This is a genomic window from Gilliamella sp. ESL0232 (assembly GCF_013346885.1).
In the GTDB taxonomy this organism is placed as follows: domain Bacteria; phylum Pseudomonadota; class Gammaproteobacteria; order Enterobacterales; family Orbaceae; genus Gilliamella; species Gilliamella bombi.
On record NZ_JAAEDW010000001.1, the window covers coordinates 522,103 to 537,821 of the forward strand.

Genomic DNA, 15,719 nt, shown 5'->3' on the forward strand with positions numbered 1-15,719 from the left:
ATTACAAAAGGAAGAATTGCTAAGGTAAGTCATTTCACAGCTTAGCGCAAAAGAATAATTATTTTATACTAAAACGCATACTTTCCTGAAAGTTTTTAACAAAATTCAGACGTGCCTACCTACTTTTTGCTATTGATCCATTTGCCATCTACATATTGCATCACCCAACCTGTCGATTTTCCATTAACTTCAGAAGTAACATATTGTTGTTTATTTTTACGGCTAAAACGAACAATTGATGGATTACCATTAGGATCTTTATTTGGTGCTTCGGTCAAATAAATGAATTTTTCGGGTAAGCGCTCTTTAAAACGTTGTAACTCTTCTATCAAAGGTGCGCGTGTTTCTCTTGATTTTGGAAAATTATGCGCCGCCAAAAAGATACCCGCAGCACCGTCACGTAATACAAAATGTGCATCTGACTTGGTGCATTTTAGTTCTGGTAGATCAACTGGGTCTTCTTTTGGTGGTGCAACATCACCATTTTTTAAGATCTTACGCGTATTTTTACAATCAGGATTAGTACAGCCCATATATAGGCCAAATCGCCCTGATTTTAAATGCATTTCTGAACCACATTTTTCGCATTCAATAATTGGCCCTTCATAACTTTTAACCTTAAAGTTACCTTTTTCGACAATAAAACCATCACAAATCGGGTTATTGCCACAGATATGCAGTTTTCGTTCATTATCAAGTAGATAACTATCCATAGCCGTGTGGCATTTTGGACAGCGTTTACGGGCTCTTAAAGCATCAGTTTCTGCTGTTTCAGCTTCTTCTAGAATATTTAATGTTTCGTGCTCAGGAATTAAGTTAATGGTCTGTTTACAACGCTCCTTAGGTGGCAACGCATAGCCTGAACAAGCTAAAAATACACCGGTACCGGCAGTTTTAATACCCATTTCACGCCCACAATTTGGACATTTAATTTCAGGTGTTAGCACCAATGGATTAAGCTGCATTCCACCTTTATCTGGTGCTTGTTCAGCAACCTCAAGATGCTGACTAAAGTCACTAAAAAACTGATCAAGCACTTCACGCCATTCTTGTTTTTTATGAGCAATCTCATCCAGAGCATGTTCCATACGTGCTGTAAAATCATAACTCATTAGATCATTAAAGTTTTCACTAAGTCTATCGGTAACAATTTCACCAATTTTTTCAGCATAAAACCGACGATTATCTAAACGCACATAACCACGATCTTGAATTGTCGAAATAATGGTTGCATAAGTCGATGGTCGCCCAATTTCTCGCTTTTCAAGCTCTTTAACAAGAGATGCTTCGTTATATCTTGCTGGTGGTTTGGTAAAATGTTGATTTGGATTTAAGTTAATTAAATCAAGCTTATCGTTTATCGATAGTGATGGTAATATTTTATCTTCATTATTTTTGGCTAGCTGTGGCTGCACTTTAGTCCAACCATCAAAACGCAATGTCCGACCTTTGGCTTTTAAAGTAAAATCACCTGAATTAACCGAAATTGTTGTTGAGTTATATTCAGCCGATGTCATTTGGCAAGCTACAAATTGGCGCCAAATTAGTTGGTATAATTTAGCGGCATCAGCTTCAACATCACTAAGATTATCAGCTAAGATAGTAACATCTGATGGGCGAATCGCTTCATGCGCTTCTTGCGAGTTCTTTTTACTACTGTATACATTAGCCGATTTTGGTAGATATTTATCGCCAAAATTTTTACCAATATAATCACGTACCATCGCTAGCGCATCCTGACTTAAATTGGTCGAGTCAGTACGCATATAGGTAATGTAACCTGCTTCATATAATCTTTGAGCCAACATCATGGTTTTTTTAACACCAAAACCAAAACGAGTACTTGCTGCTTGCTGTAAAGTTGAGGTAATAAAAGGTGCTGTTGGATTACTTTTAGTTGGCTTTTGTTCAATATTAGTTACTTGATATTGGTTTTTACTAAGTTCAGCTAGCGCAATATCAATGGCAACTTTATCTTTAGGTTCGAATGCATCGTTTTTATAATGAGTAACTTGTAAACTTAATGGCTCATTTTTAGCCGTGCTCAAATCAGCAAACAGATCCCAGTATTCTTCAGGAATGAAAGCATGAATTTCGCGTTCACGCTCAACAACAAGGCGTACAGCAACAGATTGTACACGACCAGCTGATAACCCCCTAGCAACCTTTTTCCAAAGTAATGGCGATAGCATAAAGCCAACTACCCGATCCATAAATCGACGTGCTTGCTGGGCGTTAACACGATCCATATCAAGCATCGATGGTTCATTAAAAGCATTTTTGATCGCCGTTTTGGTAATTTCGTTAAAAACAACACGACGATATTTGCTATCTTCACCACCTATCACGTCTTTAAGATGCCATGCAATGGCTTCCCCTTCTCTATCTAAATCGGTTGCGAGATAGATCATGTCAGCATCTTTAGCCAGTTTTTTCAGTTCAGATACTACCCTTTCTTTACCTGGTAGAATTTCGTAATGCGCTTTCCAACCGTTATATGGATCGACGCTCATGCGATCAACCAAGACCTGTCTTTCTGAACGTTTAACTTTTTTATCTGCTTTATCTTTTTTGTCTTTTGTTGATCTTTCAGCTCGTTGGCTACTACCACTCACAGGTAGATCGCGAATATGACCTACACTTGATTTAACCACGAAATCTTTACCAAGATATTTATTGATCGTTTTTGCTTTAGCTGGTGATTCGACAATAACAAGGGATTTTCCCATAATTAAACCTTTCTATTCTGTTGTTTGTATTATTTACTATCAATATTTACATCTAAGAGTGATAGTAAATCATCTTTAATTGTTGATACTTTTGTTGCATATTGTTCTTTCTGCTCTGCATCTTCAATTAATTGAGTAATGGTTTGTGACAACGTGCATCCACGGCGTTTAGCTAAATTAGCCAATCGTTGCCAGACTAAAAATTCCAAATCAATGGATTTTTTCCGAGTATATTGTTGTTCTGCATTAAAATGGCGCTTTCGCCTTGCCCGAATAGTTTGCTTCAAGCGATTATCTAAGTCAGGGTTTAAATGCTTTTTTATCCAATCAACAACACCAGTTGGGTTATGTTCTAACAACAATAACTCATTGACCGCATGTTGCGCAGCACTTTTTTCAATATAGCGTGTAATTAACTCACCTTCTAAGTGTCTCTTAACTAGATAGTTCCATTTCCAACCGCATTCAAGGTTTTCTAGCTGTTGATATTTCATCCGTTCACCTTGTGACGCTGTAACTAAATAGCTATTTGTAGCATAATCTGCTCACACAATAAAGAAAATTATTGCGTTTGACAAATTTTTTATAAATCTGTTATCGTGAGCCTTTCATTTCTATCTTTATTTAAGGAATCCTTCATAATGGTTAAAGCTGATGTTATTTATATTAATGGCTATATTTACACCGCAGATAAGCAAGACAGCGTGTGTGAAGCTATCGCAATTGAAAATGGCTATATTATTGCAACAGGCTCCACGCAAGAAATAAATAACAGTCACTATGTTGATAATCATACAATAATTTATGATTTGCAAGGTAAAACAATGATGCCTGGCATTATTGACTCACATTTACACACCTTTTGGGGTGGCATGCAATTATCATCATGTAATTTAAATTACCAAAGTTTAACTATTGATGAGACTTTAGCTATTATCCAAGACTATTTAGATAAAGATAATCCCAATCATAACGCTAATTGGTTGCAAGTCCGTGGTTGGTTACGCCAAGAAGTGTTGCCAATTGGTACAGATATTACTCGTTTTGATCTTGATAAACTCAATACAAAACGCCCTGTTATTTTGTTTTCAAATGATTGCCATACTTTGGTTGCTAACAGTATAGCATTAGAGAAATTTGGTTTAGATAGAAACACTCCAGAACCATCGGATGGTAAAATTGGTCGTACTGATGACGGCGAATTAAATGGTATATTAGAAGATGCCCCAGCCATGCGTGCTTTTGATAGTATTTCTAAATTAACTGATGAACAAGCACTTAATATTGCTAAATTATCGCAAGCAGAATTAAATAAACAAGGCGTTACTGCTGTTATGGATGCTCGAATTACTGAAACTCAAGCCGATGCCTTTTTAAGACTACAGCAACAAGATGGGCTTTCTATCCGCCTGTTCGGCGCTCGGGAATTGCCACCTGATGATGTGTCATCAATTACCGATATTCCAAATGTCATTGAGAAAGTAAAACAGTTTGCCACTCGTTATGATGATAAAAACTGGCAACCTAAACCAGGCATTAAAATATCACATACTAAGTTATTTGTAGATGGCGTAATGCAAGCACCTTTGATGACGGCACGATTACTTAAACCATATCAGTTAGAAAACGAAAAAGATCGTTACGGTGATCTTTATTATTCCACTGAAATGTTAGATGCATTAATACTTGAATCCGCAAAAGCAGGTTTTCATCCACATATGCATACTGTTGGTGAAGGGGCAATTGAAGTAGTACTTGACGCTATTGAAAAAATGCGAAAAACCTTACCTGATGCAGATATCCGTCCAAGCACTGCACATAACGAACTAAGCGCAACACACCAGTTTGCCAGATATAAACAATTAAATGCTTGCGTAGTATTTTCTTTTCAGTGGGCTGGTTGTAGTTCAGCAATGGTTGAGCAGTATCAAACTCTATTTGGTCCAGAACGTTATAATGGATTAGAAGCGCACGGGCAATACATTGATGCTGGTGTAAACTGTGCATTTGGTAGCGATTGGCCAATTGATCCTTTAAACGAATGGTATGATTTCCAAATTGCTATGACTCGACAAATTGATGCTGATCATCCACGATTAGACAGCGATCGTAATTTAACTATTACTGAAGTATTGCGTAGTGCTACTATCAATGCTGCATATGTATTAAATCAAGATGAATATATTGGTTCAATTGAAAAAGGTAAATTTGCTGATTTAATTATTTTAGATCGCAACCCATTTACCATACCAACTAATGATATCCAAAACGTTAACGTGTTAACAACTATTGTTGGCGGTAAAACGGTTTATCAAAATGATGTAATTTAAAATTTAACTTTTTTATGTCAAATTACTACACCACAATTATTAGTGGTGTAGCATAAATAATTATCCAAGCTTTAATCAACTCCAATTGCTTTTGCTTTTGCTTTTGCTTTTGCTTTTGCTGTTTCCCCGCTGTCGTTTTTGTGAAATGTAAGATAGCAGCAATAATCAATACTCCGATAAACATATCAATCACATACCATATAGCTCCTGACCATACCTCATAATTCCACTAAAGATCAATACAATAATCTATACTTATTTTATAAACTGATTTGTTAAATTAGTATTTCTGTTGCTACTCAAATGTAAAAATAGAAATTCAAAGTTTTAACTAACCAGTTTAAATTAAATAGGTCTTAATTAACAGCTAATATACTTTAAAGTTTATAATTTGCCCGCTTTAATATTTTTTACAAAAAATTAGCTTGCATAATTATTATAATATGGCAGAATTCCCTGCCGCTTTAAGCGGGTAAAAAGGCAAAACTATACTTAGTAGTTTTTTATTGTTTTTTGGGACAGAGGAGCAAAGTAAGTCATGTCCGCAATAAAAATGAAACGAGTTTTAACCACACCTGCATTAATTGCATTTGGTTTAGCTTATATGGTTCCTTTAGGGATCTTTACCACTTATGGGGAAGTAACAGTTAAAAGTAATGGACACTTACCTATAGCCTATATCATCACCCTTGCCATGATTTTTTTCACTGCATTAAGCTATTGTCGTATGGCAAATAAACTACCTATTGCTGGTTCTGCTTATTCTTATGTACAACGTACTTTTGGTGGAAAAGCTGGATTTTTGGTGGGTTGGGCACAAATCCTTGATTACCTATTTTTACCAATATTAAATTATTTGGTTTTAGGTATTTATCTTAACGAAGCATTTCCTAGCGTTCCTGCTTATGTATTTGTACTTGGATCATTGATTGGGGTTAGTCTCTTAAATTATCTGGGTATTAAGTTGATTAATTCGGTAAATTTCACCTTAATTATTGTTCAGATGATTTTTATTGGATTATTTATATTTTTCACTTTTGCTAATACCCATTTAACCCCAGAAGTGATAATAAAACCACTTAAGATCAATGCTGATGATTTTAGCGGATTAATGTCAGGAGCCGCAGTACTTTGCCTTGCTTTTTTAGGCTTTGACGCGATAGCAACGTTGGCAGAAGAATCCAATGATGCAAAAAGATCTCTGCCTAAAGCCATTATTTGGACAGTTCTTATTGCTGGCTGTATCTTTTTGGTTGTCTCTTATTGTGGTCATCTGATTTTTCCTATGTGGAGTAGTTTTGTTGATAACCAAGATACGGCAAGCCTTGATGTGATGCACCACCTTGATAAAATCAATCGTATAGAATTTATTAGACAAATTAGTAACAATTTTATGTACAATTTCTTCCAAGCGGCATATCTAACTGGCGTCTTTGCATCGGCAATGACTGCACAGACTAGCGTATCACGGATTTTTTATGCAATGGGACGTGAAGGCGTGCTACCTAAACAGATCTTTTATAAAATTCACCCACGCTTTAGAACGCCTTATTTATCGATTATCTTTGTCGCTTGTTTTTCATTACTATCATTAGTATTAGATCTTAGTTTGGTTTTCTCAATGATAAGCTTTGGTGCATTAGTGGCGTTTACTTTTGTCAATCTATGTGTGATCAAAAGCTACCTTAGTGGTAATACAAAAACAGCATCAATGCTATTTAAGTATGGACTATTACCTGCAATTGGCGTTTTGCTTTCATTGTGGTTGTGGACAAGTCTTGATGCAACAGCGATGATTGTTGGTTTAGTTTGGTTAGCAATTGGAGTTATTTATTTAATTTATCTAACTAAAGGTTTTACCAAAACGTTGCCATCAATTGATCATAGCGAATTGAATTCAATAATTAAAGATTAACTTAATCTTTTTAAATTAGGTCTACTTAAAAGTATCTAGTTACGCCTTTCAAAAAACAACTCCGTCGACCTAAGTCGACGGAATCAAATAAAAAAATAATTATTAGCTAGCTAATGTTGTAATTATTCACCAAAACCTGTAGCAAATAGTTCACGGATTTCGTCCATTGCTGCTTGTTCATCTTCACCATCACAGATGATTTCTACAGTTGAACCACCTTTAACCCCAGCACCAAGTAAACCCATCATACTTTTTAATTTAATTGCTTTATCATTATAAACAAGCTCAATTGATGATTTATAACGACCAGCTAATTTAACTAGTGTTGTTACAGGGCGAGCATGCAAGCCCGTTGAATTTTTTACTACCATTTGCTCTTTTAACATAATAAAGTCCTTATTTATATTTTAAAGTTAAAACTATAACTGTATTTATATCATAAATTAAACGATTTTGCTCTTTTTTTGCATGTGAATTTGTATAATTTAGATAAACTAGTTTGCTTATCTAAAGTTAATATTAAAGTTAGACCCAAAAATAACGTACAAGATGAAAAAAGATCGGTGCGGCAAAACAAACAGAATCTAAACGATCGAGCACACCACCATGACCGCTAATTAAATTTCCCCAATCTTTTATACCTCTATCTCGTTTGATGGCAGACATAACCAAACCACCCAAAAAAACCAATAATGTAAGCATGAGTGAAATAAAACCTGCTTGGATAAAACTAAAAGGTGTGATCCAAAATAGGCACGCACCAATTAAACTTGCTGATAAGGTTCCTCCAATAAATCCTTCAACCGTTGATCCTCGCCAAAATATTAGACAGTGCCCACCTCTATCATTTTTTCGTTTTGGTAATATTGTTGTTCATATTGTTCAGGTGATACCCAGCCATTGGCTGAATGACGGCGTATCCGATTATAATAGACTTCAATATATTCAAATAGTGCTTTATTAGCCTGCTTCCTCGTTTTGTAGTAACAGTCATGAATAATATGTGTTTTGAGTGTATGAAAAAAACTCTCAACAACCGCATTATCAAAGCAGTTGCCTCTTCGACTCATGCTTTGCCTTAGCCCATATTGTAACAATAATTGCTTGAAATCAGCACTGCAATATTGGCTCCCTTGGTCACTATGAATGAGTACATTTTTAGGAAATTGACGCCGAAATAAAGCTTGTTTTAATGTATTACACACTAAATGGCGGTCTATGTAGCGACTCGTTTGCCTAGCAATCACTTTTCGTCCATATAAATCGATAATCACCGACAAATATAACCAACCTTCACCCGTTTTAATATAAGTAATATCGGTTACCCATGTTTTATTAGGCTTATCAGGATTAAATTGCCTATCTAACGTGTTGGGCGCAATATTGCGATGAGTCGTGTCTGTTTTATACTTGAATTTACGTGCTGCTTTACTATGCAATCTTAAACTACGTAATCCCAATTGTTGCAAAACACGGCTAATTGTTCTTTCTGAAACTTGATAGCCCGCTTCCCTTGCATCATGAAGCAGGCTTGGCGCACCCAAACGGGCTTTATGTTGCCAATACTGTTTTTGGATATACTCGCTGAGTTTAGCTGATTTGTTTGCTCTTTTTAACCAAGCATAATAACCCGATGAACTGACACCAAGTAATGAGCATATCCTAGTAACGGGATAGCAGGTTAAATGATTTTTCATATAAGCGTACTTCATCGACTTGGATTGTTGATGATATGCATATGCGCCTTTTTTAGTATATCATTAGCCATTTTCAGTTCTTTAATCTCTTTTTCTAACGCCATTATCCGCTGTTGCTCAGCGGTTAACTCTCGACGGCTGGTTTTATTCGGGGAAAGTTGCCTAATCCATTTATCTAGGGTTGATTTACCCACACCTAGATGATTGGCAAGTTCGCTGATAGAAAGGTGTGCATTAGATAACGCATAATCCACTGATTGTTGTTTGAATTCGATACTAAATTTTTTGACCATGATATTTGTCTCCTATGATTTTTGTTTATATCATAGAGGTGAATTTTGTCCACTTTTTTGGCGAGGATCACTTTCACCGACAAAATAATATTATTGCCAAGTTTTTGTACTATCTCATCTAATAATCGCAACACAGTTGCTATAATATGGGTATTATGGCGAACATAATTGGTATAAACAAAATTGCCATGCTCATCAAGCAACACACATTTAGCTGTTGTAGAACCAACATCCAATCCTAACTTATAAAGTTTTGACATAATAAACTCACATTTAGCAAGATAACTGACTATCAGAAAATTAATTTTATAAATGATAATTATAGTTAAATGTTCAAATTTTTTAATAGTTCTGTTTAAAAAATATCTTTCCGCAGATAATAACAGTGTCAAAAAGTTTCAGGTAACTATACGTTTGAGTATGGTCTATAATTAAATGTCCCTAATAGTTATAAACCTTTTTCTAATCCTTGCTTAGCTATCGCAATCACATTTTTCAAATCAACACCTTGTGCTTTGGCCGCAAAAATACAACCGCAATAACATTGACGATACACATCATACTCCTTGCATAATTCAATAGAGCGTTTATAACCGTTATTTTTTTTGAAATCAGAAGGCAGATAATTGACCGAAAAGATCTCTTGAATTTCAAACCCCAGTTCGTTTATTTTTTGGCTATTCTTTTTAGGGCTTAGTGTTAAAGCACTTGCAAAATAGTCAAAGCCCAATTCTTGTGCTTTAATTGCGGCCAGATCTAATCGCATTTTATAACAAATATGACAACGCTCGCCACCTTCGGGCGCATCACGTAAATGACCAACTTGTTTAATAAATTCTGCTGGCTGATAAGGTGCTTCTAAGAATTCAACGTTATTACCTGTTTTTTGATTAAAGTCAGCAATAAATTTCTGTTGCACCACACTACGGTGCTCATATTCAACTCTGGGATGGATATTAGAATTAGCAAAATAAATCGTAATATCTGCATATTGTGCTAAATACTCTAAAACATAGGTACTACAAGGTGCACAACAACTATGAATTAATAACTTTGGTCGAACTGATTCTGATTGCCAATTATTAATCACTTCTTTTAAAACAGAATCGTAATTTACTTTATTATGTGGATTTAATTTTTCGAGAATATTTTTAGCATTAATTAACATGGGGACTCATTTATTTTGTTTTCTATTTTTTGGGGTCTAGCTAACTAAGATCTTAGTCGGCCAATTATGATATAGCTATACACACTAACCTTCAAGGAAAAAACTAAATTTCTATATCTAACTTTATGAAACTGACATATTTTTATATATAACAAATGAGGTTTATCATAAAGCTAAAGAAGAAATTCAAACATATTAATACAGCTGCAAATTAGTGCCATTGCTGACGTTGTTGTATCAATCAATTTTTATTTGATTATTTATAATAAATGAACTATTGCTAATTTAATTTTCTCTCCTAGCATTTGTCGACATTATCTTTTGAACATAACGTTTTTCTAAAATAAATGCGATACAAAAATAGACAATGGTTAATATCCACAAATGCCAATATTGCTGACTAAATTCGGAAAAACTTGCTCCCATTTGATTTATTTTTACTGACCCAACTATAGCTGGTACAGCTGGAAATATATAGCCAATAAAATGGAACAAAGGAGGCATCAATTCTTTTGGCCAAGATAATCCTGTAACAAAAAAGATAATCATACTTGACGGTATAATTAAGCAAAATACATCACTTACCGTATGGACAAAATGTGAAACAACTTTACCTAATAACGAAGTGGACAAAATAAAAGGAAGAATAAATAGTAAGGAAACAGATAGATGACTTAGGCGCGGTAAGTCATACCAATAGTTAGCAAATACGGTATAAATAATAAAATAGATTAAATAAAGCACTAAATAAGTCAATAATTTACCAGAAAGCAGGAATAATGCCGATGAAACCGTGTGATTCTGTTTATTAATAAAGGCTATTTCAAAATCAGAATTTTTACTAAATAGACGGCATAAAATACTACCGATAAATAATGTCTGATTTAAGATCAAAATAAAAGCGGCTGGAATAATATAGGTTGCATATCCTGATTGAGGATTAAATAAACTAATTAACTGGCTATTAAAAGGAGAAACATTATTATTTGCTACTGCAGGATCGACACCTTGCGCTATTTTGCGTGAAATTGAAATTTTAGCGCCAAAATTACTGGCAACGGTATTAATGGCGGTAGCAACATTACTATAAATTAAAATATAGCTCGCATCGCCATAATATGACACTGGGCTAGTTTTTCCTTCTAATATATTCTTTTGAAAACGGTAAGGTATGAGTACAACTCCATATATTTTACGTTCTTCGATAAGTTTTTTAGCCGTTTCTAAGTCTGCAATATGTAAGTCTATATTGATGGACTTATTAGCATCAAGTTGTCTTACTAGATCTCGACTGTAATTGGTATTATCTTGGTCAATAACAGCAATAGGAACATCTCGGATTGCTTCATGTAAATAAGGTTGTGGGTAAAAGATGAAATAGATAAATATTCCCACAAACATAACGCTAACTATCGCTTTGGTTTGGAAAATTCGTTTTAATTCATCATAGGAAATTAATAGTAAAGATTTAATCATATCAACCGCCTACGGATCTTTCGTAAAAAAAGATAAACAAGAATAGCCATAACACTTAATTGGATCACTAAATAAACAAACGGTTGCAAGGAAGTTACTATATTTGGCGATCTTAATGTTTGATCAAGACGAATTTGTATATACCATGTTACAGGTAATAAAGCACTCCAAATATAAGCAAAGGTATTCATTGCAATACGAGGAAAAATAAGCCCAGTAAATCCAAACGCAGGTGATGCTACTAAGCTTGCAGTGCCATAAGCTTGTGCTAGTGTTGATCCCGTTAAACCAAAGAAAATGCCATACAAACATGAAGTCAAAATAAAGCCTATATCACCAAGTATAAGCAATATTAAATGTCCATTTAAAGGTAAATTAAAATTAGCAATTAAAACCGTATCAAATAGAATCAAGCAAAATAAAAAATAGATAAAATAAGGAATAATGCGTCCTAATAAAAAGATAAAAATATTATGATTAGCTAATTGTAATATTTGCTGATACCCCGTTCCAGTAAAACGATCACGAGTAATACTAGTAACCATGGCCATCATAATAATGATTTGTAATATAGTAGGAATTAAACCACTAATTAACGTATATAAATAATTTAAAGTTGGATTATATAAGGGATGTAAACTTGTCGGTATAGTTTGCATTTGGCTTTGTGCAACTGGTGAAGCAATTCCTTTTTCTAATAATCCTTGCAATACTATTTGACTATTTGCTGTTTTCAATGCGGAACTCATCGCCCGAAAAATAATCGTTCCAGCTGACATATACTGATTATTATAAAAAGCGACAACTTCTGGCTGATGACCAGCTATAAGATCTTTTTCAAACTCATGCTGAATGAAAAGCACAGCATAAACATCACCTTTAATCAACGCATGTTTAGCTGAGGTAAGATCTTGATAACGTTCAGCTACCTGTAGCTGAGGTGAAGCAGCAACTTGTTGAATCAATAAGCGAGATGATTTGGTTGTATCTTGATCAACAACAGCAATAGGTACCTGAGTAATAACACCGGCATGGTACATATAAACAAATAAAAAAATAAATAATAAAGGATAGATGAAAACTAATAAACACAAAATACGTTGTTTAATTAATTTATGAAGTTCCCATCCAATTACTTGAAATAGCCGGTGATACATTAATATCGTTCCTTTTTGTCTAAAATCTCGATATTATTCAAGCTAGCGAGATTGCCACTTTGTAGTAACACTCATTCCTGGGCGGAGACCTGACACTTTATTAATTGGTTTAGCACGCATTTCAAAAGTCTTTAAGTCAAAATCACCCGTTGCTTTAGTCGCTTGCCAATTCGCATATTGACCTAAAGCATTTAATACAGTGACTTTAACATCTATAATCTGATTATTTAATGCCGGTACTCTTACTTGAAACGTATCACCAACTTTAAGGTTTCCCAGCAAATCTTCACGTATATTAAAAGTAAACCAAATATCATTTAAATCAATAATAGAATAAAGCGGAGTACCTGGGCTGTATAATTGCCCTGTTTCAGCGACTCGAGTCGTAATTTGACCGTTAATTGGAGAAACTAAAGTTAATTCATTAATATCAGCTTTTACTTGCGACAATGCTGCTTCTGATTGTTCAACTTGCACATCGGCTAATTTTTTCTGTTCTACACTGCTACCGTTTTCGGCTAGTGATAAGTTAGCTTTAGCGGCTTCATAAGCTTTAATGGCCGCTTGATATTGATTAAAGGATTCATCATAGCTTTGCTTTGAAACAGTGCCATTTTTAGCTAAGCGATTAATTCTTTCATAGCTAGTTTGAGCTAAATCTAAATCTGATTTAGCTTTATCTAACTGCGCTTTTTGCACATCAATTGTTTCTGGTCTAGTGCTATAAGTATTATCACGACTCGCCATTGCTACTTTTAATTGCGCTTCTGCTGTTGCAAGCTGAGCTAACAATGCAGGATTTGAAAGAGTAAGAAGAACTTCACCCTGCTTAACATCGTCACCAACATCATAATTAAATTGATTTACTCGACCTTGAACTCTGGCAGCAACATCAACACGATTAGATTCAACTTCACCTTGCAAAATAATAGTACTAGGTTGATAAGCAAAATATATAATAACAACCATAGCAATAACAGCAATGATCGCTACAATCAAAGAAAAACGTTTTTTATGCATAAATTGGGCTTATAAAGGTTAAAGCAAAATTGCAATATTAGTATTGAAAATAATATAAAGCCAAACACTTAAATACGCAATAAAATATATACTGTTATATGTGTTAACGATTAAAAAATATTTATCCTTTGTTAGGGATTGTTGATCTTTTGTATTCATGTATTAATCAACAATGCATTGGTAGCCACATAAGTATGAATGCCAGAGATAACATGCAGACATAATTCCTTTCTAATTTATCATATCTTATTAAAATAGAACGATAAGGGATAAATGAATCTTAAGTAATGATTGAGTACTACGAACACGGTAATATCCATGGAAAATAGGATTGTTGATATTTACTAAATTAGTATACTGGTATTAAAGGTGATGATTTCAGACAAAACATGAGAATATTAGCTCCATTCCATACATCTTTTCAATTCACCTAATAATGTGCTTGTATCAATTTTTAAGTTTTTAAAGAAATAGTTATTCATATCATGATTATGCCACAGTGAATTGATGATTTCATGGGGATCAGTGACTACATAGTTATGACCTTGTATGGCTCCACAATGTAGACAAACATTTGCCATATAATGTTCATTGAGTGTTTTACTGTACTTCATTTTAACAGTTGGTACATTTAAGCTAAGCAGGCGATCAATACTGGGAATATCACCGACTCCAATCCCGTGTAATACAGAAAAAATTGTAACTATTCAATTCTTAGTATCCATATTATGTCGTTTCTCAAATTTTTGTAAACAATACGAGTAATCCTTACAACTAATTTTGCAATAAAATATAGGACATTATGAGCCCATATTCACAATTGAACTACGAAAACGCCTTAAAGCAATTAAAAAGAATACAGCACCAATTGCCAATAACCAAGCAAATGAAGTCCAAACAACGCGTAAGCCAGCACCTCGATACAGTATTGCCTGCCCTAATTCAACAAAATGCGTGGTTGGAGCAAACATCATAATGTTTTGCACAATTTCAGGCATGCTTTCACGCGGAGTACTACCCCCAGATAGCATTTGTAGTGGTAATAAAACTAAAATTAGTAACATTGCGAATTGCGCAGTGGATTTTGCTACTGTTGCCATAAATATTCCAAGTGACGTTGTAACAAAAAGATGCAATGCAGCTCCAATCAAAAATAAGCTTACCGAACCTGCAATTGGTACTTTTAGCCAACTATGAACAACTAACAACAATGCCACCCATGTTGATATTAATACCACAAGTCCCATTGACCATACTTTGGAGAGCATAATTTCAAAAGGGGTAACAGGCATAGCAAGGAGATGGTCAATCGTACCATGTTCCCGCTCTTTCATTAAGGCTGCCCCAGTTAAAATAATAGATAATGTTGTCACAATATTGATAATTTCCATGACTGAACCAAACCAAGATCGCGTTAAATTAGGATTAAATGCAGTATGCACTTGTATATTAACGGGCAAATTAGGTGTTCTACTGTAACGATTAACATATTCAGTTACTTCACCAGTAACAATCTGTGTTATATAACCATTTCCAACAAACGCTTGTCCCATTCGTGTTGCATCAATATTAAGTTGAAGTTCTGGACTTTGGCTATTTAGCACATCACGCTGAAAATTAGGCGGAATATTTAAAGCAAACGTATAATTATCCGTATCCATACCATGATCAACATCGTTCATTGAGTATAATTTAACGGGATCATTAAACATCGGCGGATAAAATGCTGCAATAATTTGCCGTGATAACGGTGAGTCATCTTCATCAACAACTGCAATCGAAGCATGGTGCAACGAATCAGATGTTGCTGTTGCGGCAATGTAAATATCAAAGGTAAAGCAATAGGCAATTAACAACAACATGATAGGATCACGCAATAACCCCCATAACTCTTTTATTCCTAAGCGATAAATATTAATTAAACTTTGCATAAT

Annotated in this window: 14 protein-coding genes and 2 pseudogenes; 2 read left to right on the forward strand and 14 right to left on the reverse strand. The window is 34.5% G+C overall.

Going from position 1 to position 15,719, the window contains the following annotated elements; all coding sequences use genetic code 11:
• Window positions 1-119 precede the first annotated feature (119 nt).
• Together topA and matP are read right to left on the reverse strand one after the other, a co-directional pair.
• Window positions 120-2,729 carry a type I DNA topoisomerase gene (gene topA / locus GYW75_RS02525; protein ID WP_174798295.1) on the reverse strand — a complete coding sequence of 870 codons (2,610 nt, stop codon included), beginning with the start codon at window positions 2,727-2,729 and terminating at the stop codon, window positions 120-122.
• Between the two features lie 29 nt (window positions 2,730-2,758).
• Complete coding sequence (gene matP, locus GYW75_RS02530; protein WP_085164035.1) at window positions 2,759-3,223, reverse strand: macrodomain Ter protein MatP; 465 nt, start codon at window positions 3,221-3,223, stop codon at window positions 2,759-2,761.
• Between the two features lie 147 nt (window positions 3,224-3,370).
• Between matP and GYW75_RS02535 the strand changes: the two genes are divergently transcribed.
• Window positions 3,371-5,059 (forward strand): amidohydrolase, encoded by a 1,689-nt coding sequence (locus GYW75_RS02535; RefSeq protein WP_174798296.1) that lies wholly within the window; start codon window positions 3,371-3,373, stop codon window positions 5,057-5,059.
• A 25-nt stretch (window positions 5,060-5,084) separates the two neighbouring features.
• On the opposite strand, the gene GYW75_RS02540 is transcribed toward GYW75_RS02535, so the two are convergent.
• Window positions 5,085-5,252 (reverse strand): hypothetical protein, encoded by a 168-nt coding sequence (locus GYW75_RS02540; RefSeq protein ID WP_174798007.1) that lies wholly within the window; start codon window positions 5,250-5,252, stop codon window positions 5,085-5,087.
• A 345-nt stretch (window positions 5,253-5,597) separates the two neighbouring features.
• On the opposite strand from GYW75_RS02540, the gene GYW75_RS02545 reads away from it, so the two are divergent.
• Window positions 5,598-6,974, forward strand: a complete 1,377-nt coding sequence (locus GYW75_RS02545) for an APC family permease (RefSeq protein WP_065590976.1) — start codon at window positions 5,598-5,600, stop codon at window positions 6,972-6,974.
• 122 nt (window positions 6,975-7,096) lie between these two features.
• Here GYW75_RS02545 and GYW75_RS02550 read toward each other — a convergent pair whose 3' ends face one another.
• The 11 genes and pseudogenes from GYW75_RS02550 to GYW75_RS02595 all read right to left on the reverse strand — a co-directional run bounded on the left by GYW75_RS02550 (window position 7,097) and on the right by GYW75_RS02595 (window position 15,716).
• Complete coding sequence (locus tag GYW75_RS02550) at window positions 7,097-7,360, reverse strand: HPr family phosphocarrier protein (protein ID WP_034913021.1); 264 nt, start codon at window positions 7,358-7,360, stop codon at window positions 7,097-7,099.
• Between the two features lie 139 nt (window positions 7,361-7,499).
• Window positions 7,500-7,781 (reverse strand): annotated as a pseudogene (locus GYW75_RS02555) (phosphatidate cytidylyltransferase); the annotation flags it as partial.
• A gap of 17 nt (window positions 7,782-7,798) precedes the next feature.
• Window positions 7,799-8,964, reverse strand: a protein-coding gene (locus tag GYW75_RS02560; protein ID WP_174798297.1) for an IS3 family transposase whose coding sequence is annotated in 2 segments (ribosomal slippage) — window positions 7,799-8,718 and window positions 8,718-8,964 — 1,167 coding nt in all. Because the reading frame shifts where the segments join, the coding sequence is not laid out codon by codon here.
• Window positions 8,868-9,224 carry a hypothetical protein gene (locus GYW75_RS12430; RefSeq protein ID WP_238786379.1) on the reverse strand — a complete coding sequence of 119 codons (357 nt, stop codon included), beginning with the start codon at window positions 9,222-9,224 and terminating at the stop codon, window positions 8,868-8,870. Before GYW75_RS12430 ends, GYW75_RS02560 begins: the two co-directional genes overlap by 97 nt.
• Window positions 9,225-9,412: 188 nt before the next feature.
• Window positions 9,413-10,132 (reverse strand): epoxyqueuosine reductase QueH, encoded by a 720-nt coding sequence (locus GYW75_RS02565; RefSeq protein ID WP_174798298.1) that lies wholly within the window; start codon window positions 10,130-10,132, stop codon window positions 9,413-9,415.
• Window positions 10,133-10,417: 285 nt separating this feature from the next.
• Entirely contained in the window at window positions 10,418-11,608 is a 1,191-nt protein-coding gene (locus tag GYW75_RS02570) for an ABC transporter permease (RefSeq protein WP_174798299.1), read from the reverse strand.
• Complete coding sequence (locus tag GYW75_RS02575; protein ID WP_174798300.1) at window positions 11,605-12,765, reverse strand: ABC transporter permease; 1,161 nt, start codon at window positions 12,763-12,765, stop codon at window positions 11,605-11,607. The genes GYW75_RS02570 and GYW75_RS02575 overlap by 4 nt, the downstream gene beginning before the upstream one ends.
• Window positions 12,766-12,807: 42 nt before the next feature.
• Window positions 12,808-13,785, reverse strand: a complete 978-nt coding sequence (locus GYW75_RS02580; RefSeq protein WP_174798301.1) for an HlyD family secretion protein — start codon at window positions 13,783-13,785, stop codon at window positions 12,808-12,810.
• 166 nt (window positions 13,786-13,951) lie between these two features.
• Window positions 13,952-14,050: pseudogene (locus GYW75_RS02585) on the reverse strand (IS5/IS1182 family transposase); the annotation flags it as partial.
• A 133-nt stretch (window positions 14,051-14,183) separates the two neighbouring features.
• Window positions 14,184-14,399: a hypothetical protein gene (locus GYW75_RS02590; RefSeq protein WP_174798302.1), complete on the reverse strand. Its 216-nt coding sequence runs from the start codon at window positions 14,397-14,399 to the stop codon at window positions 14,184-14,186.
• A 186-nt stretch (window positions 14,400-14,585) separates the two neighbouring features.
• Window positions 14,586-15,716, reverse strand: coding sequence for an ABC transporter permease (locus GYW75_RS02595; RefSeq protein ID WP_174798303.1), 1,131 nt, complete (start codon window positions 15,714-15,716; stop codon window positions 14,586-14,588).
• Between the last annotated feature and the right edge of the window lie 3 nt (window positions 15,717-15,719).